A 21614-nucleotide genomic window follows, 5' to 3' on the forward strand; every position below is an offset into this window, starting at 1 on the left:
GGCTGACTTTTGTAGACGCAACGAGGCCGTTGTTCGACCTGAGCGCGGTCGCCGTGTCTGGTCAGTGTGAGGGCTCCTGCGGGAGCCGTTGTTCCTGGTGCGTCCAGAGGGAATCGAACCCCCATCTGGCCCTTAGGAGGGGCCCGTTCTATCCGTTGAACTATGGACGCCGTGTGTGGCCTGCGGTGGGTAGCAGGCGCTGCCCCATCTGCGACGAAGTCACGGGGCGTACAGCGGCACGCACTTTACCAGCTTGAGGCCGGCTTCCCCGCCCCTCAGTCGTACTTGACGGTGTAGATCAGGTCCAACCCACTCGTCTGCCCCGCCTGTCCCCGCAGCGTGAGCCGCGTCGTCAGGTCGTAGAAGATGAAGATCGTGCCGAAGGCCCCGCCCAGGCTGCGTTCGTAGGTCAGGTAGAAATCCTTCGACAGCCGCTTGCCCAGCGTCACTGCGGACTCTTTCAGGTCGCCGCCGCTGCCCGGGCCCTTGAAGCCGAGTTCGTCCAGCCCGAAGCGGCTGGCCAGGCTGCCGCCGCTGCCACTGCCGCCGATCTTGCCGATGAGCGACAGCGCGGCCTGCTGCAGCAACGCCGACTCGCCACCGCTGGTGGCCGACGCACGGCCCAGGATCACCCACGACAGCGTTTCGGCGTCGGACAGCGCGGGCTCCGAATACAGCTTCACGCGGGGCGACTGCGCGCTCCCCGTGATTTGCACACCCGCGCGCTGCGACAGGTTCGGGCGAATCGCCAGGATGTCGAGCGCCGGGTTGTCGAACGGCCCGTTGAAGCGCGCCACGCCGGTCTCCACGTCGAGCTGCTGGCCGTAGGCACGGTACTGGCCCTTGACGGTCTTCACCTCGCCGGTGATGCGCGGCGGGGCATTGAGCTTGGTGCTGCGGATTTCCAGGTCGCCTTCCAGCCGGGTGGTGATGCCGCGGCCCTGCACGGCGAAGTCGTCGCCCAGGTCGAAGTTGACGACGATGTCCGGCGGCTTCAGGGTCTGCGCGGTCGGTGCCTTGGCGTCCTGGGCCGCCTGGGCGTTCGCGCGGGCCGCGTCGCGCTGCGCCGCCTCGGCGGCCTCGCGGTCCTTGGCGGCGGAGCGCACGACCACGTCGCTGCCCAGGCTGGGCGCGGTCTCGTCGGGCAGGATGATGACGGCGCGGTCGGTGCGCAGCTTGCCGCGCACGCTGAACTGGCCGTTGTCCAGCTTGGCCTGCAGGTCGCCCGAGAGCGTGACCTGCCTGTCGGAGCGCACCAGCACGCGCAGCGCGCGCACCTGGCCCTGCAGTGCCATGCGAATGCCCGATGCGGTGCTGCTGGCGGGGCCCCAGTTCAGGCTGCCGCTGGCCGAAAGGGTGCCGCCGTCGGCGCGGGCCTCGCTGGCCGCGGTGCTGCGGTTGCCGCTCTGCCCGGCGATGCGCGCGGAACTGCCTGCGCCGCCCTTCAGGGTGAATTCGGTGATCTGCACGCTGTCGCCGTTCAGCGTGGCGCGCAGCCGGCCGTCGCGCAGGTCCAGCCCTTCGACCGGCGCGCGCAGCGCGAGCTTGTCGGCGCCCAGCGTGCCGTTCCAGCGCGGCACGGTGCGGTTGCCCGACAGGGTGGCACTGGCGTCCAGCGTGCCGGCAATGCGCCAGCCCGGCGGCGCCAGCATCGACCACACGCCCAGGTTGGGCAGCGAGGCGTTGATGGTGCCGCCCAAGGGTGCGTCGGGCGCCCACTGCCAGCCGCCCGCGCGCTGCTGCACGCGGGTGTTGATGTCGGCGTTGATCTTGCCTGCGCGCTCGCTGTCCCAGGCCAGGGTGGCGCGCACCGCGTCGCCCTCGGCGTCGAGCCGCAGCTCGGCCTGGCGCAGGCCGGCCGGGGTGCTGGGTGCCTCGCCGTTGGCGGTGGCCGCGTTCATGGTGCGTTCGCTGACGGTGCCCGTGCCGGTGCTGACGATGTGCGTCACCAGCGCGGCCTCGCCGGCCTGCACGCGGATGTCGCCGCTCTGGCGCGCGATGCGCACCTTGGCGCGCAGGGCGTCGGCGGCGTCGATGTCCCAGTCGCCGTCGAACATCAGGTCGCCGCTGATGCCGTATTCGCCCAGCGTGGTGTTGGCGCCCAGCGCGCCGGCCCAGGCCATGGGCAGGCCCTTGAGTTCGCCCTTCGACTGCAGGCGGAACACGCGGTTGGGCGCCGCGCCGCTCTGGCTGAAGCGCAGCGGCTGCCAGTCGATGCGCACGGTGCCGGGCACGGGGCCGCGCAGCGTGGCCGCGGCGGCGGAGGCTTCCACGTCCAGGCGGGGCGCGTTGCCGCTGGTGCTGCGGATGGTGGCCGTCACTTCGCGGCTCAGTTCCACCACCCACGGGTCGCCGGGGCGGGTGCTGTCCTGCGCCTGCAGCTTCAGGCCGGCCAGCGCGGCGCGCCATTGGCCCGGCCCGGCAATGCCGCCGCTGGCGCGGGTGTCGATGTTGATCTTCTGCGTGCCGGTGGCGGCTTCGCCTTTCAGCGTGAGCGTGGCCTGCGCGAGGCTGCCGGCGAGGTCGGCGCGCAGGTCGCGCAGTTGCACATTGGTGGCCGTGCCGCCGGGTTGTGCGGCGGGCAAGGTCAGCTCCAGGCGCGGCACGCCGAGCATCGCCTTCAGGCTCGGCTCGGTGATGCCGCGCTGCGCGGGCGCGTTGGCGTTTTCCAGCCGGCGCTGGATGGTCTGCCAGCCGCCTTGCCAGCTGGCGTCCAGCCTGGCGGAGCCCTTGGCGCTGGCGCCGGCGAACACGCCGGACATGCCCGGCAGGCCCTGCACCCAGCGCTGCACGGTGTCGGCGTCGTCGATGCTGGCCTTGATGTCGCCGCCGCCCGAGGTCTGCGCGATGCGGCCTTCCACCTGCGCGCTGCCGCCCGGCAGCACCAGCGCGAGCTTGCCGCTGGCGGCCTGCTCGGCCACGCGCACCTGCAGCTTGCCGTCGATGCTGGCGCGCTGGGCTTCGATGCGCAGCGTGCGCAGGTCGAGCACCTGGTCTTTCCACTGGCCCTGGGCCAGCGCGCGGTCGAGCGCGAAGCCGGGCAGGGCCTTGCTGCCGGCGCCGCCTTCGGCGCGCAGCGCGGCGTCGAAGGTGATGGTGCTTTCCTTCTGTTCGGCCTTGAGCGTGCCGCTCACGGGCGCGCCCGAAAGCTCGGTGTACAGCGCGCCGGGCCGCACGCCGCGCACGGTGGCCTGGGCCTGCCAGGGCAAGGGCGCGGGGCTCCACTGGCCGGCCGCGTCGATGCGCCCGCCGCCCGCGCGCACGGTGGCTTCGGGAAGGGTCCAGTGGGTGCCGTCGAAGCCGACCCTGGCCTGCACCTGTTCAACGGGCAGCTTCTCCTGGTCCCACGGGCCGGGCAGGGCGTTGCGGATGTCGGCGGAGGCCTTCCATGCGGCGGGGCCGGTGTCGGCGTCGGGCTGCAGCTCGACGGTGCCGGTCAGCTGCGTCTGCGGCGCGCCGGGCCACAGGCTCGATGCATCGACGTTGCGCAAGTCGGCCTTGGCGTCGATCACCGGTTGGGGCAGCCACGGCGCAATTTGCGCCTGCAGCTTGGCTTCCATGGGGGCGTCGGCGTTTTCTTCGGCGGGCTTCAGGTCGGCCGCCACCTGCAGGCGCGCACCGGTGCCGGCGAGCGTGCCTTTCACGGTGGCGGTGGCCAGCACGTCGATGTGGCGGTCCTCGGCCAGCGGCGCCTTCACGCGGCCGTCGAGCGCGGCGTCGATGGCCATGGGCGCGGGGCCCTGCAGCTTCACGCGGGCGCCGTAGTGGCCGTCGGCAATGTCCACGCCCTTGATCTCCAGCGCGTGCTCGGAGGCCTTGTTGTAGCTGTAGGTGCCCGACAGGTTGAGCGCCTGCAGCACGGGCGGCCCGGCCCAGCGCACTTCGTCGATGCGAAAGGGCAGCTCGACCTCCACCGGCAGCACGATCTGTTGGAGCGGCTGGGTGGGCTCGGTGCTGGGCGCGCCGCGCTTCTCGATCAGCACCTGCTTCGCATGCACCTCGCCCAGCTGCACCTTGCGCTGGAACAGCGGGGCCAGTTGCCAGCCGATGGTGGCGTCGTTCACCTCGACGGCGATGCTCTCGCTCTGGTACTTGAGCCAACCGATGTGGCCGCCGGTGCGCAGCGAGCCGCTCACGTCGCGGCTCTCCAGGGTCTGGCCGGCCGGCAGCCGCTGCGCGGCCTGCGCGAGCGCGAAGGCCAATGACTGGTTGGAGCCCAGGTACCACCACGCGCCCGCGGCCAGCAGCATCACCGCGAGCAGCAGGCCGGCCACGCTCCAGGCCAGGGCGCGCATCGCACGGCGCGCGCGCGAGCGGCGCACGGCAGGCGGCACGGGCGTGGGGTCGGCGTCTGTCTGCATCGGGAATGTCAGAAGGTGAAGCCGAGGCGAAAGTGCAGGCGGAACTTCTTCGTGTCCACGCCGTAGGCCAGGTCGGCCTGCACCGGCCCCACGGGGCTGCGCCAGCGCGCGCCCACGCCCACGCCCACCTTGGGCTTGAGCTCGCCGGGCTTGTCGGCCACGGCGCCGGCGTCGACGAACATCACGCTCTCCCAGGCGGTGAGCTTGTTGTTGTAGACGAAGGGGCGCTGCCACTCCACGCTGGCCACGCCCAGGTAGCGGCCCGCCACGGTTTGCCCGTCAGCGCGCACGGTGCCGATTTCCTTGTAGCTGTAGCCGCGCACGGTGGTGTCGCCACCGGTCAGGAACATCAGCGTGGAGGGAATCTGTGCGCTGTCTTTTGCGGACACCGCGCCGGCCTCCACGCGCAACTGCAGGCGGCTGCGGCGTGCTCGGCTTTCCTTGTCTTCGGCCCCGCCCAGCGGCACCACGCCGAGCCAGCGCGCGTAGGTGCGCGTGAACGGCACCTGCTCGCCGGTGAGGGTGTAGCCCGCGGCCACTTCCAGCGCCAGGCCGTAGCCGCGCGAGGGGGCGGCGTTGTCGTCGAAGTAGCGCCCGGTCCAGCCCCAGTTGGCGGTGACGGCTGAGGCCGAGGGCGGTGCGTCGATGCCGCGGTTCTGCGCGTAGTCGTACTGCAGGAAGTAGCTGCGGTCGATGTGGTCGCTCGACTTGCTGCGCCCGCCGCGCAGGCGGCCGCTGTCGACCACGTAGCTGCCCGACTGCTCGCTCTTAAGCTCGGCGCCGGTGAACCATTGCCAGCCGCGGTCGTCGGGAATGGCCTTGAGCTCGGTGCTCAGCGACTTGATGTCGCGGTCGACCGACAGCCGCGAGACGGCGCGCCAGCCCAGCAGCGGCACCTGGTTGTGAATATGGTCCAGCGACAGGCGCGGGCCGTTGTCGGTGGTGAAGCCCACGCCGGCCACCACCTTCTGCAGCGGCGCTTCGCGCAGCTGCGCGATGACGGGCGCGGCCAGCGGGTTGCCGCTTTCGGTGTCCAGCGTGAGAAACACCGAGTCGTAGTAGCCGCTGCTGGCCAGGCGCTGCTGCGCGTCGAGCAGCTTCTGCTGGTCGTAGTCCTGGCCGCTGGGCAGGCGCGCGATGCGGCGTGCGCCGTCGGGGTCGTAGCGCTGGATGCCGCGCAGCACCAACGGGCCGAACTTGTAGGCCGGGCCGGACTGGTAGGTGGCGCTCAGGCGCGCCTCGTGGCGGTCGGCATCGACCTCGGCGCGGCTGACCTCGATGTTGCCGGTGGGGAAGCGCTTGGCCGTGAGGCTGCGCAGCGCGGTGGTCTTGGCCTCGTCCCAGGCGCCCTGGGTGAAGGGCAGGCCGGCGCGCAGGGCCCAGTTGGTGCGAATGGCGTCGCGCTGCGCCTCGGCGCTTGCATCGTCGGCAATCGGCCCGGCATAGCTGATCTGCACGTTGCTCACCTTGGCGATGTCGCCCGGCGACACGGTGATGACGATCTCGCGCGGGGCCTTGGTGCTCTGGGGCGTCTCGGTGAGATCGAGCGTCAGCGTGGGCGTGAAGTAGCCCAGGGTGCCGAGCAGTTCGCGGGCGTTGGCCTCCGCGGCCACCATGAGGCGCGAGATTTCGGTGGCGCCCAGGTCGTCGAGCTCGCGGTAGCGCTGGATTTCGAGGTGCAGCTTGAGGTAGTCGCGCACGTCCTCGGGGCCGCGCACGTCGACGGTGAAGGCGTCGCGCTTGTCTGCCTTGGCCTTCTCGCCAGTGCCGTCCGTGCCGTCATCGGCGGCGGCAGAACCGCCGCGAACAAGGCCCGCCACGGGCTGGCCCTCGGCGGTGTCCTTGTCTTTTTTCGGCAGCAGGCTGCAGCCTTGCAAAAGCAGGACGCCTGAAAAAAGCAAAGCCGGCAACCACGCCGGCGAAGAAACGGATACCGCCCTGACCATGGGCGGATTCTGACAGCAAGCAATGGCCCTTCCGGAAGGCCCCGCCAGATCGGCGGCTTCGTCCTACTTACTTGGACAGCATGCGCATCGCCTCTTCGAGGCCGCGCAAGGTCAGCGGGTACATGCGGTTGGACATGAGCTGCTGCATCACCGCGATGCTCTGGCGGTACTGCCACACGCCCTGCGGTTCGGGGTTGATCCACGCGAACTTGGGGAAGGTGTGCGTGAGCCGCTGGATCCACTCGGCGCCGGCCTCTTCGTTGTTGTATTCGACGCTGCCGCCAGGTTGCAATATTTCGTAAGGGCTCATCGTGGCGTCGCCCACGAAGATGAGCTTGTAGTCCTTGTTGTACTTGCGCAGGATGTCCCAGGTGGCGAACTTCTCGGAGAAGCGGCGCTTGTTGTTCTTCCACATGAAGTCGTACACGCAGTTGTGGAAGTAGAAGAACTCCAGGTGCTTGAACTCGGTCTTCACGGCCGAGAACAGTTCTTCCACGCGCGCGATGTGCTCGTCCATGGTGCCGCCCACGTCCATCAGCAGCAGCACCTTCACGTTGTTGTGGCGCTCGGGCCGCATCTTGATGTCGAGGTAGCCGGCGTTGGCCGCGGTCGAGTGGATGGTGTCGTCCAGGTCCAGCTCTTCCACGTTGCCTTCGCGCGCGAACTTGCGCAGCCTGCGCAGCGCCACCTTGATGTTGCGCGTGCCCAGCTCCTGCGTGTCGTCGTAGTCCTTGTAGGCGCGCTGGTCCCACACCTTCACCGCGCTCTTGTTCTTGCCGGCGCCGCCGATGCGGATGCCCTGCGGGTTGTAGCCGCCGTTGCCGAAGGGCGAGGTGCCGCCGGTGCCGATCCACTTGTTGCCGCCCTCGTGGCGTTCCTTCTGCTCCTCGAAGCGCTTCTTGAGCGTTTCCATGAGCTCGTCCCAGCCCATCTTCTCGATCTTGGCTTTTTCCTCGGCCGTGAACTCGCGCTCCAGCGTCTTCTTGAGCCAGTCGAGCGGCACTTCCTTGGTGAAGTCGGTCAGCATCTCCACGCCCTTGAAGTAGGCGGCGAAGGCGCGGTCGAACTTGTCGTAGTGCTTCTCGTCCTTCACAAGCGCGGTGCGCGAGAGGTAGTAGAAGTCGTCGATGCCGTAGGCGCCGTCGGAGTTGGGCCCCACCACGTCGGCCTTCAGGGCCTCCAGCAGCGTGAGGTATTCCTTGACCGACACGGGCAGCTTGGCCGAGCGCAGGGTGTAGAAGAAGTCGATGAGCAAGGGGTGCTCCTTGTGGGGCCGGGTGTGCGTCAGCCGCGCGGCTTGTCGAGCAGATAGAGCAGCTGGGCTTTCACCTCGGGCCACTCGCCCGCGCGCAGGCTGTACATGACGGTGTCGCGGATGGTGCCGTCGCGGCGCATCGCGTGGCCGCGAATGACGCCGTCTTTTTTTGCGCCCAGCCGCTCGATGGCGCGCTGCGAGGCGAAGTTGAAGTTGTCGGTGCGCCAGCCCACCACGTTGCAGCCCAGCGCCTCGAAGGCGTGCGTGAGCATCAGCAGCTTGCAGGTGGTGTTGACGTGCGTGCGCTGGCAGCGCGCGGCGTACCACGTGTAGCCGATTTCCGCGCGCTTCACGCCCGGCAGGATGTCGTGGAAGCTGGTGCTGCCGAGCACGGTGCCGGTGGCTTCGTCGGTGACGGCGAAGGCGAAGCGGTCGGCGGTTTTCAGCGCGGTGTCTATGTAGGCGCGCGTGTCCTGCGGTTCGGGCACGGAGGTGACGCGCAGCTTCCACAGTTCGCCGTCGGCGGCCGCGGCGCGCAGGCCTTCTTCATGGGCCGGCGACAGCGGCACCAGCGCAATGCCGCGGGCCTTCAGCGTGACGGGTTCGACGAAAGCCATCTTCAAGACTCTGTAATGGATTTTTTCAGCCGCGCGGGTTGCCGTACTTGCGCACGTACCAGGCGCGTGCCAGTTGCACCCCGCCGCCGCCGCCCAGGCCGATCAGCAAAATGCCGAAGATCTCGCGGTTGCCGTAGCCGGCGGCGCCGAAGGCGTCGAGCCCCAGCAGCAAGCCGAGCCCGCGGCCCAGCAGCGCACCCACCACGAACAGCACGGCCTGGGCGATGCCCAGCTTCATCAGTTGCCCGGTGGGGTGCGGTGTCTGGCTCATGGATTCGGCGGCTCAGCGGCTCAGCGGTTGTTGCGTTGCATGAACACGAGCTTCTCGAAGAGCGTCACGTCCTGTTCGTTCTTCAGCAGCGCGCCCACCAGCGGCGGCACGGCGACCTTGTCTTCCTTGCTTTGCAGCGCCTCCAGCGGAATGTCTTCCGCCACCAGCAGCTTGAGCCAGTCGAGCAGCTCGGAGGTCGAGGGCTTCTTCTTCAGGCCGGGCAGGTTGCGCACGTCGTAGAAGGTCTTCATGGCGGCGGTGAGCAGTTCCTGCTTCAGGCCGGGAAAGTGCACGGCGACGATGCTCTTCATCGTCTCGGCATCGGGGAACTTGATGTAGTGGAAGAAGCAGCGGCGCAGGAAGGCGTCGGGCAGTTCCTTCTCGTTGTTGGAGGTGATGAACACCACCGGGCGGTGCTTGGCGCGAATGAGCTCGCGCGTCTCGTAGCAGTAGAACTCCATGCGGTCGATTTCGCGCAGCAGGTCGTTCGGGAATTCGATGTCGGCCTTGTCGATCTCGTCGATCAGCAACGCCACCGGCTGGTCGGCCGTGAAGGCCTGCCACAGCACGCCCTTGATGATGTAGTTCTGGATGTCCTTGACGCGCTCGCCGCCGTCGACGTCTTTCAGTTGCGAGTCGCGCAGGCGGCTCACGGCGTCGTATTCGTACAGCCCCTGCTGCGCCTTGGTGGTCGACTTGATGTGCCACTGCAGCAGCGGCAGTCCGAGCGACTGGGCCACTTCCTCGGCCAGCATGGTCTTGCCCGTGCCGGGTTCGCCCTTGACGAGCAGCGGACGTTGGAGCGTGATGGCCGCGTTGACCGCGAGCATCAGGTCCCGCGTGGCAACGTAATTGTCTGAGCCCTGGAATTTCATGAGTGAGACGGAAGCTGGGGGTGGAGAAAAGAACACACTCGACGCGCGTTGTGCAGCCTAGGGTTGGCCTGCACAGGGATCCGGGGGACCCCTGCCTATAATCGAATGTTGATTCGAAAAACTGTACTCTCCACGAGATTGTGCGCGCAAAATGAACAAGTTGTTGACCACGATGTTTGCCCTTGGTGTCGCTTGCGTGACGCTCTCGGCGCAAGCCCAGCAAGCCACGGGCAAGGCCCAGGACGGTGCGAAGAAAGTACAGATGTGCGTGGGCTGCCACGGCATCATCGGCTACCAGGCCAGCTTCCCCGAGATCCACAAGGTGCCGATGATCGCGGGGCAGAGCGCCACGTACATCACGGCCGCGCTCACCGCGTACAAGGGTGGCGACCGCAAGCACCCCACCATGCGCGCCATTGCCGACTCGTTGACCGAGCAGGACATTGCCGACCTCGCGGCCTACTACAGCCAGCTCGGCCTGAAGGACGGCGGCGCACCGCCCGCTGCGCTGGCGAAGGCCACGCCGGCCAACGTCGAGGGGCTCATCACCCGCAACGCCGACAACAGCTGCACCAAGTGCCACGGCGCCAACTTCAACACGCCCAACGACGGCACCGTGCCCAAGCTGGCCGGCCAGCATGCCGACTACCTGTTCGTCGCGCTCAAGTCGTACCGGGTGAAGAACAACGCGCACCTGGGCCGCTCCAACGCGGTGATGGGCCAGCAGGTCGAAGAGAAGAAGTTCACCACCGCCGAGCTGAAGACGCTGGCCACCTACATCAGCTCGCTGCCCGGCGAACTGAAGACGGTGCCCGAATCGCGCATTCATCACCGCGTCGACTGAACACGCGTTTCAACGCACATCAAAAAGCCCGCTTGCAGCGGGCTTTTTTGTGCCTCGGGTTTTCCCCGAGTCCTGCGCGAATCAGACGTCGAAGAACGCCGTCTCGTCCGCGCCCTGCATGCGGATGTCGAAGCGGTAGCTCACCGCGCCGCCTTGCACCACGCGCTCGGCAATCAGCGTGTGGCGGCGATCGGCCGGCACGCTCTGCAGCACCGCGTCCTTCGCGTTGGCCGCGGCTTCGTCATTGAAGTACACGCGCGTGAACGCATGCAGCAGCAGGCCGCGCATCAGCACGATCACGTTGATGTGCGGCGCCTCGCCGGGCGCCTGCGCGCCGGGCTTGACGGTATGGAACACGAAGCGGTTGCCTTCGGTGGTGCCGGTGCCGACGCGGCCGAACGCGCGAAAGCCCAGCGCGCGTGCTTCATCGGGCGTCTGCGGGTAGCGGCCTTCGCCGTCGGGCTGGCTGATCTCGACCAGCGCGTCGTTGATCGGGTTGCCGTCGCCGTCGATCACGTGGCCTTCCAGGCGAATGCGCTCGCCGCTGGCGTTGTCCAGCGCGAGCACGGCGTCGAAGGGCTGGTCGAAGTCGTAGCCGTACTGCGTGGCGGTGAGGCCGTAGGCGAAGTAGGGGCCCACGGTCTGCGAGGGGGTCTGGCCGAAGTCGGCTTCCTGTGCGGTCATCAATGACATGGTGTGTGTCTCCTTGCGGCTCAGCGGTTCTCGAACGGCGTCTCGTCGGCGCCGCGCAGCACGATGTCGAACTGGTAGCCCAGCGCGTAGCCCTCTTCGGTGATGTCGAGGCTGAAGTCGGCAATCAGCCGGTTGCGGTAGCGCTCGGGCGTGCCGGTGACCATCGGGTCGTACTGCAGCAGCGGGTCGCCGGGAAAGTACATCTGCGTGACCAGGCGGCTCGCAAAGCTCTGGCCGAACAGCGACATGTGGATGTGCTGCGGACGCCACGCGTTCGGGTGGTTGCCCCACGGGTAGGCGCCGGGCTTGATGGTGAGGAAGCGGTAGCGGCCGTCGCTGTCGGTCAGGCAACGGCCCGCGCCCAGGAAGTTGGGGTCCAGCGGCGCATCGTGCTGGTCGACCTTGTGCACGTAGCGGCCCGAGGCATTGGCCTGCCACAGTTCGACCAGCGTGTTGGCCACCGGGCGGCGATGCTCATCGAGCACCTGGCCGGTGAGGATCATGCGTTCGCCCAGCGGCTCGCCGTTCTTGCGCGCGTTGCGCGTGAGGTCGTGGTCGAGTTCGCCGATGCTGTCGTGGCCGTACACCGGTTGCTGCAGCTCGCCGAGCGAGGCCTTCAGCGGAATCAGCGGCTTCTGCGGACCGCGCTTCATGGTGGATTTGTAGCCCGGGTAGACGTAGCTGGGGTGGGCTTCCCAGTCGCGCGGGGTGAGGACGGGCGAGCTGCCCTTGGTCTTGGTCAACATGAACGTTGTCTCCTGTCGTGGGACGAATCCGGAAGCCGCCACTGTAGAAGCGCTGTTCGATGATGTAAATTGAAGATTGCTCTGTTTTCAATAACCAGAAGTAATTGAAAAATTCCGCCGATCTCCGACTGGACTTCCTGCGCAACGTGCAGCTGCGCCACCTGCGCTGCTTGGTGGCGGTGGCGCAGGAGCGCCACCTGGCGCGCGCCGCCGAGCGGCTGGCGCTGAGCCAGCCGGCGGTGTCCAAGACGCTGTCCGAGCTGGAGGCGATCGTCGGCACGCGGCTGGTGGAGCGCAGCAAGGCCGGCCGGCGCGGCGTGCAGGGGCTCACGGCCGCCGGCGAGCAGTTGCTGGCCCACGCCCTGCGCGTGCTCGAGGCGCTGGACGCCAGCGCGCAGGCGGTGGCGCCGGCCGCGGGCGGGCGCATCGAGCGCCTGCGCATCGGCGCGCTGCCGAGCGTGGCGCCCGCGCTGCTGCCGGTGGCGCTGGCACGGCTGCGCGACGGCTGGCCGCAGGCGCAGATCGTGGTGAAGAGCGCCGCCAACGCCGCGCTGCTCGACGAGTTGCGTGCCGGCGAGCTCGACCTGGTGGTCGGCCGCATGAGCGACCCGCGCCTGATGGGCGGCCTGAGCTTCGAGCTGCTGCACACCGAACCCTTGGTGTTCGCAGTGCGCGCCGGCCATCCGCTGGCGCTGAAAGCCGCGTCGGTGCAGGCGGTGCTGGGTTATCCGCTGGTGGTGTACGGCGAAGGCACCATCCCGCGACACAACACCGAGAGCTTCTTGTCGGCGCGCGGCCTCGTGCTGCCGACCAACGCGCTGCAGACGCTCGACGTGGCCGTGGCGCGCGCGCTGGTGGCGGTGTCCGACGCGGTGTGGATCACGCCGCTGGGCGCCGCGCGCGGCGAACTCGCGGACGGGCGCATGGTGCGCCTGCGCATCGAGACCGCGGGCACCGAGGAGCCGGTCGGCCTGCTGCAGCGCAGCGATGCCGAGCCGTCGGCGCTGCGCCTGGCCATGGCCGCGCTGCTGCGCGAGGCGGCGAAGCAGCAGGGGGTGTTGCCGCCGAAGGCCAGGAAGCCGCCTCGGGGCTAGCTAGTCCTTTGTTGCGCGTCGCTGCACGCAGGCCACGTAGCCGTCGCCGTCCGGCGGGCGGCCGGCGCGCTGGCTCTCCCACATCATCTGGCCCAGGCATTCCATCGCCTCGTGGTGCGCATGCAGCAGCGAGCCGCGGCGCGCGGCCAGCAGCTCGACGGCCTGGCGGATGCCGCGCGGCTGGTCGATGGAGCACTGCTCGCTGATCGACAGGTGCATCGACAGGTGAAGAAAGGGGTTCTCGCGGCCATTCGCGCCGTCGTACACCCGCGCCACCGCGGCGTCGGCGTCGACCAGGTCTTCGTGGTACTCGGGGTGCTCGTCGATCCAGCCGGCAGCGATGGTCTCGAGGGCTTCCATCGGCAGGCCCTGGCGATGCTTGGCGTACACGTCGCAGAAGAAGCGGCGCACGTCTTCCTGGGAGGGGTTGAACATACAGATAGAGAGAAAAAGAAAGAGAAAGAAGAAGAGGGTGTGGGGCTCGCTGCAAGCGCCGCTCCGCAAGTCGTTCGAGAGCCTTGGGATGTGCCGGACGTTCCGGGTACAAGGCGTTACATCGTTACGTAACGAATCGCTGAATGAGGTACTTCCGGCCTCTTTCGAAGGCTCCGTGTTAACCCTTGATTTTGTAAAAATACCTATAAGAATCAACGGCTTGGGAGCCCGGTAGCGCTGCTTGAAAAGTGCCGGAAAAAAGCGGCACGCATGTTGCCCCTGTAGAGACATCTTTTCTCACAGAGGCTGCCATGACCGCTCAACAAGCATCGACCGTTTCGACCGAAGGACTTGCCGCCGCTGGCGCAGCTCCTGTGGTTCTCGCTCAAGCCACCGTCACTCCGCTGGGCACTCCCGCCTCGCTGGGCTCGGCGGCGCCCGCCGCAGCTGGCCCCGCCAGCATCGGCACATTATCGAATGCCACGCCAGGTGTTGCAGTGATGCGCGACGGTGTCAGCATTCCCGTCGATGGCAATCAGACGCTGTTGCCCGGCGACCGCGTGATCGTGCCGCAGGACGGCCACGCCAATGTGCTCTTCCCCGGCTCGGCCACCAACAAGGCCCCGCTGGCGGGTGTGTTCACCGGCGGCACCGACGCCACCATCGGCTCGACCAAGCTGCCCGGCGGCCTCGAACAAGTGAACGTGGACGTTGCCTCGGGCGACCTGCAGGTGACCCCGCCGGACAGCGACGCCGACGCCGCTGCCCTGGCCGTCACCAAGAAGCTCGCGGCCGGCAGCGGCATCGGGCTGGGTGAATTCGCACTGGGCGCCCTGGGCGCCGCCGCACTGGGCGCTGCGCTCGGCGGCGGTGGCGGCGGCGGCAGCGACAGCGCGTTCCCCGTGCTCTTCGGCTCGGGCAATCCGACGAATCCCGGTGATGCCGATGCAGACGCCGATTCGGATGCTGATGCGGACGCCGATGCGGATGCGGATGGTGATGCCGACGCGGATGCTGATGCTGATGCTGATGCTGATGCCGATGCCGATGCGGATGCGGATGCGGATGCGGATGCAGACGCCGACGCTGATGCCGACGCTGATGCTGATGCCGACGCTGATGCTGATGCTGATGCTGATGCTGATGCTGATGCTGATGCTGATGCTGATGCTGATGCTGATGCCGACGCCGACGCCGATGCAGACGCCGACGCAGACGCAGACGGCGACCACCTCCTCGATCCGGGCGATGGCCTTGTCCACCAGGTCGTCGACACCGTCAGCGATGCGCTCGGCCTTGGCGGCGCGCTCACGCCGGTCACCAACGTGGTCGATGGCCTGACCGATGTGGTCGACGACGTGGTGGCCCCGCTGCTCGGCGAGACCTTCACCGAGAACAACCCCAACCAGTTCGACCCGGTCGACAACACCGTCGGCAGCGTCACGCACCTGCTGGGCGGCGCCCTGAGCCCCGCGCTCGACAACGTGCTGGGCGCCGGCGGCACCACCGCCGTGCTCGGCTCGGTGCTGAACCAGGTCGACTACCTGACCGACGCGCTGGACAACGGCCTGACCAACCTGGTCGGCGACCACGGCATCGTCAGCGGCCTGACCGACGCCCTCGGCCTCGGCGGCGTCACCAGCCAACTGGTCGGTGAGAACGGCGCGCTCGGCGGCCTGCTCAACATCGTGCTGGGCGAAAACAGCCTCGTGGCCGGCCTGCTGGCCGACGACGGCCTGGTCGGCGGCCTGCTCGGCTCGGACGGCCTGGTGGGTGGCGTGCTCGGTGAAGACGGCGCCGTCGGCGGCCTGCTGGGCAACGTGCTCGGCGAAGACGGTCTCGTGGGCGGCCTGCTTGGCGACGGCGCAGTCGGCGGCCTGGTGGGTGGCGTTCTCGGTGAAGACGGCCTGCTGGGTGGCCTGCTCGGCGACGACAGCGCCCTGGGCGGCCTGCTGGGCGACGACGGCCTCGTCGGCGGCGTGCTCGGCGGCGACGGCGCCCTGGCCAGCGTGCTGGGCAGCGAAGGCCTCACCGGCGAGTTGCTGGGCCATGGCGGCCTGGTCGACAGCCTGCTCGGCCAGGACGGCGCGATCTCCGGCCTCATTGCCGACAGCCCGCTGGGTGGCCTGCTGGGTGGCAACGACGGGCTGCTGGGCGGCGCGGTCGGCGGCCTGCTGGGCGACGACGGCATCGTGGGCGGCCTGCTCGGCGACGACGGCGCGCTCGGCGGCCTGCTGAGCAACGACGGCCTGCTGGGCGGTCTGCTGGGCGACAACGGCCCGGTCGGTGGCCTGCTGGGTGGCGACGGCCTGGTCGGCGGTCTCCTGGGCAATGAAGGCCCCGTGGGTGGCCTGCTCGGCAACGACGGCTTGCTGGGCGGCCTGCTGGGCGACGAAGGCCCGGTCGGCGGCCTGCTGGGCAGCGACGGCCCCGTGGGTGGCCTGTTGGGCGACAACGGCCTGCTCGGCGGCCTGCTGGGTGGCGACGGCGCGCTGGGCAGCGTGCTGGGCGGCACCGGCATCGGCGGCGGCCTGCTCGGCCCCGACGGTCTCGTGGGCGGTGTGCTGGGCAACGACGGCCCGGTCGGCGGCCTGCTGGGTGACGACGGCCTGCTGGGCGGCCCGCTCGGCGGCGTGGTGGGCGGCATCGGCGGTGGCGGCACCCCGGGCACCGGCGCGGCGCTGCTCGACCCGGCCGACGGCGTGGTCGGCAACCTGGTCGACGGCCTGAACGAAGGCGTGCTGGGCGGCCTCGGCCTGGGCAACGTGCTCGGGCCGGTCGTCGGCCTCACCGACAGCGTGACCGACACGGTCGACGGCCTGCTGGGCCCGGTGCTCGGCACCAGCTTCACGCCGAACGACCCCAACGTGCTCGACCCGGTCGACGGCCTCGTGGGCCAGGTGACGAGCGGCGCGGGCAGCCTGCTGAGCCCGGTGACCGACCAGCTGCTGGGCACGGGAACGACGAGCGCGCTGCTGAACGGTGTCGCGACACAGGTCGACTACCTGACCGACGGCGTGGCCCACCTCGTGGGCAGCGACGGCCTGCTGGGCGGTGTGCTCGGCGGCGACGGCGGCCTGCTCGGCGGCGTCCTTGGTGGTGACGGCGGGTTGCTCGGCGGCGTGCTGGGTGACGACGGCCTGCTGGGCGGTGTGCTCGGCGGCGACGGCGGCCTTCTGGGCGGCGTCCTCGGTGGCGACGGTGGTTTGCTCGGCGGCGTGCTGGGTGACGACGGCCTGCTGGGTGGTGTGCTCGGTGGTGACGGTGGCCTTCTGGGAGGCGTGCTCGGTGGCGACGGTGGTTTGCTCGGCGGCGTGCTGGGTGACGACGGCCTGCTGGGTGGTGTGCTTGGTGGCGACGGCGGCCTTCTGGGCGGCGTGCTCGGTGGCGATGGTGGCTTGCTCGGCGGCGTGCTGGGTGACGACGGCCTGCTGGGYGGYGTGCTCGGCGGCGACGGCGGCCTTCTGGGCGGCGTGCTCGGCGGCGACGGTGGTCTCCTCGGCGGCGTGCTCGGCGGCGACGGYGGYCTYCTSGGCGGCGTGCTCGGCGGCGACGGTGGTCTCCTCGGCGGCGTGCTCGGCAACGACGGCCTCGTCGGTGGCCTGCTCGGCGGCGTGACCGGTGGCGACACCGGCGGCTTGCTCGATGGCGTGCTCGGCAGCGACGGCCTCGTTGGTGGCCTGCTCGGCGGCGTGACCGGTGGCGACACCGGCGGCTTGCTCGATGGCGTGCTCGGCAACGAAGGCCTCGTCGGCGGGCTGCTCGGCGGCGTGACCGGTGGCGGCACCGGCGGTGTGCTCGACGGCGTGCTCGGCAACGACGGCCTCGTCGGCGGCCTGCTCGGCGGCGCGACCGGTGGCGGCACCGGCGGCTTGCTCGACGGCGTGCTCGGCAACGAAGGCCTCGTCGGCAGCCTGCTCGGCGGCGCGACCGGTGGCGGCACCGGCGGCCTGCTCGACGGTGTGCTCGGCAACGAAGGCCTGGTGGGCAGCCTGCTCGGCGGCCTGACCGGCGGTGCCAGCCCCGTGGCCAACATCCTGGCGCCTGTCTCGGGCGTGACCGATGCGGTCTCGCCGACGGTGTCCACCGTGACGCAGGCGGCGTCCGAGGCCCTTTCGCCGGTGACCGACATCCTGGCCGGCTCGTCGGGTGCGGCGTCTCCGGTGACCGACGTGGTGAGCAGCGTTCAGCACGCCGCCGCACCGCTGGTGACCGACGTGGTGACACCCATCACCAGCCTGGTCGAGCACAGCCCGGTCGGCACCGCCCTGTCGCCCGTGACGAACGTCCTGCACGGCCTGCTGGGCTGAACAAGAACATCGCAGGAGGGGTGAGGGAGTTGCAGCACCAGGGACAGGCCACCACCGGCCTGTCCCACAAAGGATCGATATGAAAAAGAATTTCCAGACACTGGCCATCGTCGCCCTCGGCGCAGTCCTCGCGGGCTGCGCGGCCCCGAAGACCGGGCGCGACGACGCGACCTACTACTACTCCAACAAGGCCGTCTCGGCCGTGCCCAAGGTGGAGCCGGCCCCGCCGGCGCCGGTGCAGAACGGCCCGGCGGGCGTGCCGAAGATCGTCTACTTCGACTTCGACAAATACAACATCAGGCCGCAGGACCGGCAGATCGTCGAGGCCCATGCGAGCTACATGAGGAACCGCGCAGCAAGCCGGGTGGTGATCGAAGGCAACACCGACCAGCGCGGCGGGCGCGAGTACAACCTGGCGCTCGGCCAGCGCCGCGCCGAGTCGGTGCAGCGCGCGCTCACGCAACTCGGCGTGCCTGCCGAGCGCATCGAGGCCATCAGCTGGGGGACGGAAAAACCCGCGTCGCTCGCCACCACCGAGGAGGGCTATCAGCTCAATCGCCGCGCCGAATTCAGCTACCGCTGAACCGGACGAGCGCGATGATTTCGACGGCCGTTTCCGCGCCACGCACACGTCATCAAAGCGAGAGCAGATGACGGGCGCGGCCGGACTCCCGCACTCGATCGGGGCCGAATGATGTCCTTCACAGACCAGCTCCACGCCTGCCACGAGCGCCTGGTGTCGGTGTGCGCGGCGCTGCCCGCGCCTTACCCGGCGTTCACGCTGTTCTTCTCGATCAGCGACGGTTCGCAGCGTGCGCACGTGGTGCACACGCGCGCCGCCGAATTCGAAACCGCCTGGTGCGAAGGCGCCGAGCGCGTCGAGCGATGGGTGCGCGAGCGCGGCATCGTCGCGCCGTGGCTGCGCATCGACTGGGTCGAGGGCGCGAGCCCGATGGACTGGGGCCAGTTCAAGACCCAGCTCACCGCCGTCAAGCGCAACTACTTTCGCCTCGGCCTGGCCTTCGACAAGGACTTCACGCTCGCCTTCACCGAGCAGGAGCTCAACGCCAACGCCATGCTGTGCGGCGACTCGACCATTCCGCATTCGGTGGTGAACCCGCGCAACTTCGAGGTCTACGGCCAGGCCCGCTTCGGATGCGTGCCGCCGCTGGACATGCCGCCGGACCAGCCGGTGTACCTGCTGGCCACGGTGGGCGTGTTCTGCCAGCCCGACGGCGTGGTGCACAAGCTCGTCGGCACGGGGCTCGACGCGGGGCGGCGGCAATTGCCGGCGTTGAACCCGCAGGCAGTGCTCGACCTGGTGCGCAGCGGCTCCTCTTACCTGGCGCGCCAGGTGCACAGCGACGGCCTGTTCGTGTACGGCTACTTTCCGAGCTTCGACCGCCGCATTCCGACCTACGACGCGATGCGCCATGCGAGCGCGCTCCACGCCATGCTCGCGGCGTGGGAGCTCACGCGCGACGAAACCCTGCGCGCGGCCATCGACCGCGGGATCGACCACCTCGCCACGGTGCTGATCCGCGACTACACGCTGGCGGACGGGCGCGCGGTGGCGTTCCTGGTCGACATCGGCGGCGAAATCAAGCTCGGCGGCAATGCGGCCTGCGTGCTCGCGCTGGTGAAGTACTGCGAGCTGATGGGCACGCGCCACTGGCTGGCGCTGCTGGAGAAGCTCGCCCTGGGCATCGTGTCGCTGCAAGACCCGGCCACCGGCCGCTTCAACCACGTGCTGCATGCGAGCGACCTCACGCTCAAGCAGGCCTCGCGCATCATCTACTACGACGGCGAGGCGGCCTACGGGCTCATGCGGTTGTACGGCCTCACGCACGAGCCGCAATGGCTGGTGGCGGTGGAGAAGGCCTTCGACCACTTCATTGCCAGCCAGCACTGGCAGGCGCACGATCACTGGCTGAGCTGCTGCGTCAACGAGCTCACGCGCTGGAGCCCGCAGGAAAAGTACTTTCGCTTCGGCCTGCAGAACGTGGCGGGCTACCTCGACTTCGTGCTCGACCGCAAGACCACCTTTCCCACGCTGCTCGAACTCATGCTGGCCGCGCAGCAGATGCTGCAGCGGCTCGAAGGCATGCCCGCGATGCGGCACCTGCTCGACGAGCTCGACACCGAGAAGTTCTACCGCGCGCTCGACTACCGCGCGCACTACCTGCTCAACGGGTTCTTCTGGCCCGAGGTGGCGATGTACTTCCGCCGGCCTTCGAGCGTGGTGGGCGCGTTCTTCATTCGCCATCACTCGTTTCGCGTGCGCATCGACGACGTCGAGCAGTACGTATCGGGCCTGGCCGCCTACCACCGCTACCTGGTCGAGCGCCGCGCGTTGCCGGCGGCGAACGGCAGCGGGGGCGGCATGAATGGCGGCATGGGCGGCGGACGCGACGACGGCCTCGCATGGACCGCGAGCGAGATGGCGCGCGTCACCGGCGGCGAATGGGTGGTCAGGCCCGACGATGGCTGGCGCGCCACCGGCGTGGCGCAGCGCTCGTACATGCGCAAGGGCCGCGTCGTGTTCGACCACCAGGCGCGCGCGTCGAAAACGGCGCTGGCGGCAGTCACGCTCAAGGGCGTGCTGCAGCCGGCCGCCGCCGTGCTGTGCACCGACCCCAAGCCGCACCTGGACAAGCGCGTGCCCGTGCTCAAGGTCGAGAACGTGCTGCAGGCCGTGCTGCAACTGGGCGACCATGCGCGCGCCGAGTTCACGGGCCGCGTGTGCGGTGTGCTCGGAAGCGCCACGGCAGGTTCGTCAGGCGCGGCGGCAAGCGGCGCATCGAGCGGCACCGTGGCCGCGATGCTGGCCGGCGCGCTCACCGTGTGGGGCGAGGTCGGCCTGCCCGAGGGCAACGTCAGCCTGCCTTCGGGCATGGCATGGAACATGACCTGCATGCCGCGGCACGCCGCCTACTGGGTGCTGGAGATGGGCAGCGCGCAAATGCCCGCTTCGGCCCAGCTCGTGCGGCCTTCGCTGATGGTGGTGACGGGGCTGTCGGCCGCGTCGCAGAAACACCGCGGCCCTTCGGAAGCCGCCGCGCGCCTGGACGCCCGCTTCTTCCAGTCGATGGCGCCGGGCAGCAGCGTGGTGCTGAACCGCGACATGCCCGAGTTCGCGACCTTCGCCGAAGCCGCGGTGGCGCGGCAGCTGCAGGTCCTCAGCTACGGCGAGCACATTGACGCCGACGTGCGCCTGCTCGCGTTCGACCATGGCGAGGTGCAGGTCCTGGTGGCGGGCGAGCCCTTCCAGCTGCGGCTGAACGCGCCGGGGCGCCACATGGGCGCGAGCGCCGTCGCCGCGCTCGCGGCCTTGCAGGCACTGCGCCTGCCGCTGGGTGCGGCGGTCGAACCCTTTGCGCACTTCGAGCCGCCGGGCGGGCGCGGTGCGCTGCACACCATTCACATCGGCGGCGGCAGCTTCAAGCTGATCGACGAGACCTACGACGCCAACCCGAGTTCGATGCGCGCGGCGCTCGAGATGCTGTCGCAGGCACCCTGCGAGCCGGCGCGCCGCGTGGCGATCCTGGGCGACATGCAGGAGCTCGGCCCCGCCGCCCAGCGCCATCACCTCGACCTGGAGGCCGAACTGCTGGCCTCGCAGCCCGACCGCGTGCTGCTGTGCGGCCCGATGATGCGCGCGCTGCATGCGCGCATTCGCACCAAGGTGCGCTCGCACTGGTTCGTCGACGTGTCCGATCTGTCCACCGCGCTCGGCGGCCTGCTGCAGCCAGGCGACTGGGTGCTCGCGAAGAGTTCCGCCGGCATCGGCCTGTCCCGGCTTGCCCGGGTTTTGAAAGCACTGCCATGAGATCGAACGCGCTTGCGCAACCGACCTTCGAACACCCCTTCGAACATCGCTTCGAACATGAAGCCGCGGCACCGCTGCAGCGGCCCGATCGCTGGTGGCTGGGCTGGCTCCAGCTGCTGTGCGCATGGGTGCTCTGCATGCTGTTGTGCGCCAACGTCGCATTGGTGTTCGCCGAGGGTTTGCCCCAGGTCGCGGGCGTTTTCAGTTCAGGGAAGCCGGTCGGTTGCGCGGCCACGGGAAGCCCCGCGCAACACGGACCGGCGCGCGTGGAACGGGCCGGTCCAGTGAAGGGGCAGACATCGCCGTGCTGAGGCGCGCGGCGAGTGAAATTTTGCCTT

The 21614-nt window shown here is 69.3% G+C and carries 15 protein-coding genes and 1 tRNA gene; 6 read left to right on the top strand and 10 right to left on the bottom strand.

The genetic code is table 11. The features are described from left to right. Positions 1–95: 95 nt before the first annotated feature. From AC1DJH_RS18655 to AC1DJH_RS18685, 7 genes are all read right to left on the bottom strand, one after another. A tRNA-Arg gene (locus AC1DJH_RS18655) sits at positions 96–170 on the bottom strand. Positions 171–275: 105 nt separating this feature from the next. After that, positions 276–4361 carry a translocation/assembly module TamB domain-containing protein gene (locus tag AC1DJH_RS18660; protein ID WP_478186690.1) on the bottom strand — a complete coding sequence of 1362 codons (4086 nt, stop codon included), beginning with the start codon at positions 4359–4361 and terminating at the stop codon, positions 276–278. A gap of 8 nt (positions 4362–4369) precedes the next feature. Further along, on the bottom strand, positions 4370–6307 hold the full coding sequence (locus AC1DJH_RS18665) for an autotransporter assembly complex protein TamA (protein ID WP_478186691.1): 1938 nt from the start codon (positions 6305–6307) through the stop codon (positions 4370–4372). 67 nt (positions 6308–6374) lie between these two features. Then, the gene (locus AC1DJH_RS18670) at positions 6375–7562 is read right to left on the bottom strand and encodes a vWA domain-containing protein (RefSeq protein WP_435436901.1); all 1188 of its coding nucleotides are present in this window, start codon (positions 7560–7562) and stop codon (positions 6375–6377) included. 29 nt (positions 7563–7591) lie between these two features. Next, on the bottom strand, positions 7592–8179 hold the full coding sequence (locus AC1DJH_RS18675) for a GNAT family N-acetyltransferase (RefSeq protein ID WP_435436902.1): 588 nt from the start codon (positions 8177–8179) through the stop codon (positions 7592–7594). 25 nt (positions 8180–8204) lie between these two features. Then, a complete protein-coding gene (locus AC1DJH_RS18680; RefSeq protein WP_435436903.1) occupies positions 8205–8450 on the bottom strand; it encodes a hypothetical protein in 246 nt (81 codons plus the stop codon). 20 nt (positions 8451–8470) lie between these two features. Further along, positions 8471–9325 carry an AAA family ATPase gene (locus AC1DJH_RS18685; RefSeq protein ID WP_435436904.1) on the bottom strand — a complete coding sequence of 285 codons (855 nt, stop codon included), beginning with the start codon at positions 9323–9325 and terminating at the stop codon, positions 8471–8473. Positions 9326–9476: 151 nt separating this feature from the next. On the opposite strand from AC1DJH_RS18685, the gene AC1DJH_RS18690 reads away from it, so the two are divergent. Beyond that, on the top strand, positions 9477–10169 hold the full coding sequence (locus AC1DJH_RS18690) for a c-type cytochrome (protein WP_472124432.1): 693 nt from the start codon (positions 9477–9479) through the stop codon (positions 10167–10169). An 81-nt stretch (positions 10170–10250) separates the two neighbouring features. Here AC1DJH_RS18690 and pcaG read toward each other — a convergent pair whose 3' ends face one another. Next, positions 10251–10862: a protocatechuate 3,4-dioxygenase subunit alpha gene (gene pcaG, locus AC1DJH_RS18695; RefSeq protein ID WP_478186692.1), complete on the bottom strand. Its 612-nt coding sequence runs from the start codon at positions 10860–10862 to the stop codon at positions 10251–10253. Positions 10863–10882: 20 nt separating this feature from the next. After that, a complete protein-coding gene (pcaH, locus tag AC1DJH_RS18700) occupies positions 10883–11608 on the bottom strand; it encodes a protocatechuate 3,4-dioxygenase subunit beta (protein WP_478186693.1) in 726 nt (241 codons plus the stop codon). Positions 11609–11712: 104 nt separating this feature from the next. Here pcaH and AC1DJH_RS18705 point away from each other — a divergent pair, with 104 nt between their 5' ends. Further along, entirely contained in the window at positions 11713–12702 is a 990-nt protein-coding gene (locus AC1DJH_RS18705; protein ID WP_478186694.1) for a LysR substrate-binding domain-containing protein, read from the top strand. Here AC1DJH_RS18705 and AC1DJH_RS18710 read toward each other — a convergent pair whose 3' ends face one another. Further along, complete coding sequence (locus tag AC1DJH_RS18710) at positions 12703–13137, bottom strand: DUF1841 family protein (protein WP_435436909.1); 435 nt, start codon at positions 13135–13137, stop codon at positions 12703–12705. A gap of 311 nt (positions 13138–13448) precedes the next feature. Here AC1DJH_RS18710 and AC1DJH_RS18715 point away from each other — a divergent pair, with 311 nt between their 5' ends. From AC1DJH_RS18715 to AC1DJH_RS18730, 4 genes are all read left to right on the top strand, one after another. Then, entirely contained in the window at positions 13449–17447 is a 3999-nt protein-coding gene (locus AC1DJH_RS18715) for a hypothetical protein (RefSeq protein WP_478186695.1), read from the top strand. A 79-nt stretch (positions 17448–17526) separates the two neighbouring features. Further along, positions 17527–18030, top strand: coding sequence for a peptidoglycan-associated lipoprotein Pal (gene pal / locus AC1DJH_RS18720; protein WP_435484969.1), 504 nt, complete (start codon positions 17527–17529; stop codon positions 18028–18030). A gap of 108 nt (positions 18031–18138) precedes the next feature. After that, on the top strand, positions 18139–21276 hold the full coding sequence (locus AC1DJH_RS18725; RefSeq protein ID WP_478186696.1) for a glutamate ligase domain-containing protein: 3138 nt from the start codon (positions 18139–18141) through the stop codon (positions 21274–21276). Next, positions 21273–21587 carry a hypothetical protein gene (locus tag AC1DJH_RS18730; RefSeq protein WP_478186697.1) on the top strand — a complete coding sequence of 105 codons (315 nt, stop codon included), beginning with the start codon at positions 21273–21275 and terminating at the stop codon, positions 21585–21587. The genes AC1DJH_RS18725 and AC1DJH_RS18730 overlap by 4 nt, the downstream gene beginning before the upstream one ends. Positions 21588–21614: the final 27 nt, after the last annotated feature.

The organism is Variovorax sp. 10N412 (genome assembly GCF_056394985.1).

Bases quoted from the DNA above. Each gene is read 5' to 3' on its own strand.
- AC1DJH_RS18660 (WP_478186690.1), bottom strand. From the start codon at position 4,361: ATGCAGACAGACGCCGACCCCACGCCCGTGCCGCCTGCCGTGCGCCGC.
- AC1DJH_RS18665 (WP_478186691.1), bottom strand. From the start codon at position 6,307: ATGGTCAGGGCGGTATCCGTTTCTTCGCCGGCGTGGTTGCCGGCTTTG.
- AC1DJH_RS18675 (WP_435436902.1), bottom strand. From the start codon at position 8,179: ATGGCTTTCGTCGAACCCGTCACGCTGAAGGCCCGCGGCATTGCGCTG.
- AC1DJH_RS18680 (WP_435436903.1), bottom strand. From the start codon at position 8,450: ATGAGCCAGACACCGCACCCCACCGGGCAACTGATGAAGCTGGGCATC.
- AC1DJH_RS18685 (WP_435436904.1), bottom strand. From the start codon at position 9,325: ATGAAATTCCAGGGCTCAGACAATTACGTTGCCACGCGGGACCTGATG.
- AC1DJH_RS18690 (WP_472124432.1), top strand. From the start codon at position 9,477: ATGAACAAGTTGTTGACCACGATGTTTGCCCTTGGTGTCGCTTGCGTG.
- pcaG (WP_478186692.1), bottom strand. From the start codon at position 10,862: ATGTCATTGATGACCGCACAGGAAGCCGACTTCGGCCAGACCCCCTCG.
- pcaH (WP_478186693.1), bottom strand. From the start codon at position 11,608: ATGTTGACCAAGACCAAGGGCAGCTCGCCCGTCCTCACCCCGCGCGAC.
- AC1DJH_RS18710 (WP_435436909.1), bottom strand. From the start codon at position 13,137: ATGTTCAACCCCTCCCAGGAAGACGTGCGCCGCTTCTTCTGCGACGTG.
- pal (WP_435484969.1), top strand. From the start codon at position 17,527: ATGAAAAAGAATTTCCAGACACTGGCCATCGTCGCCCTCGGCGCAGTC.
- AC1DJH_RS18725 (WP_478186696.1), top strand. From the start codon at position 18,139: ATGATGTCCTTCACAGACCAGCTCCACGCCTGCCACGAGCGCCTGGTG.
- AC1DJH_RS18730 (WP_478186697.1), top strand. From the start codon at position 21,273: ATGAGATCGAACGCGCTTGCGCAACCGACCTTCGAACACCCCTTCGAA.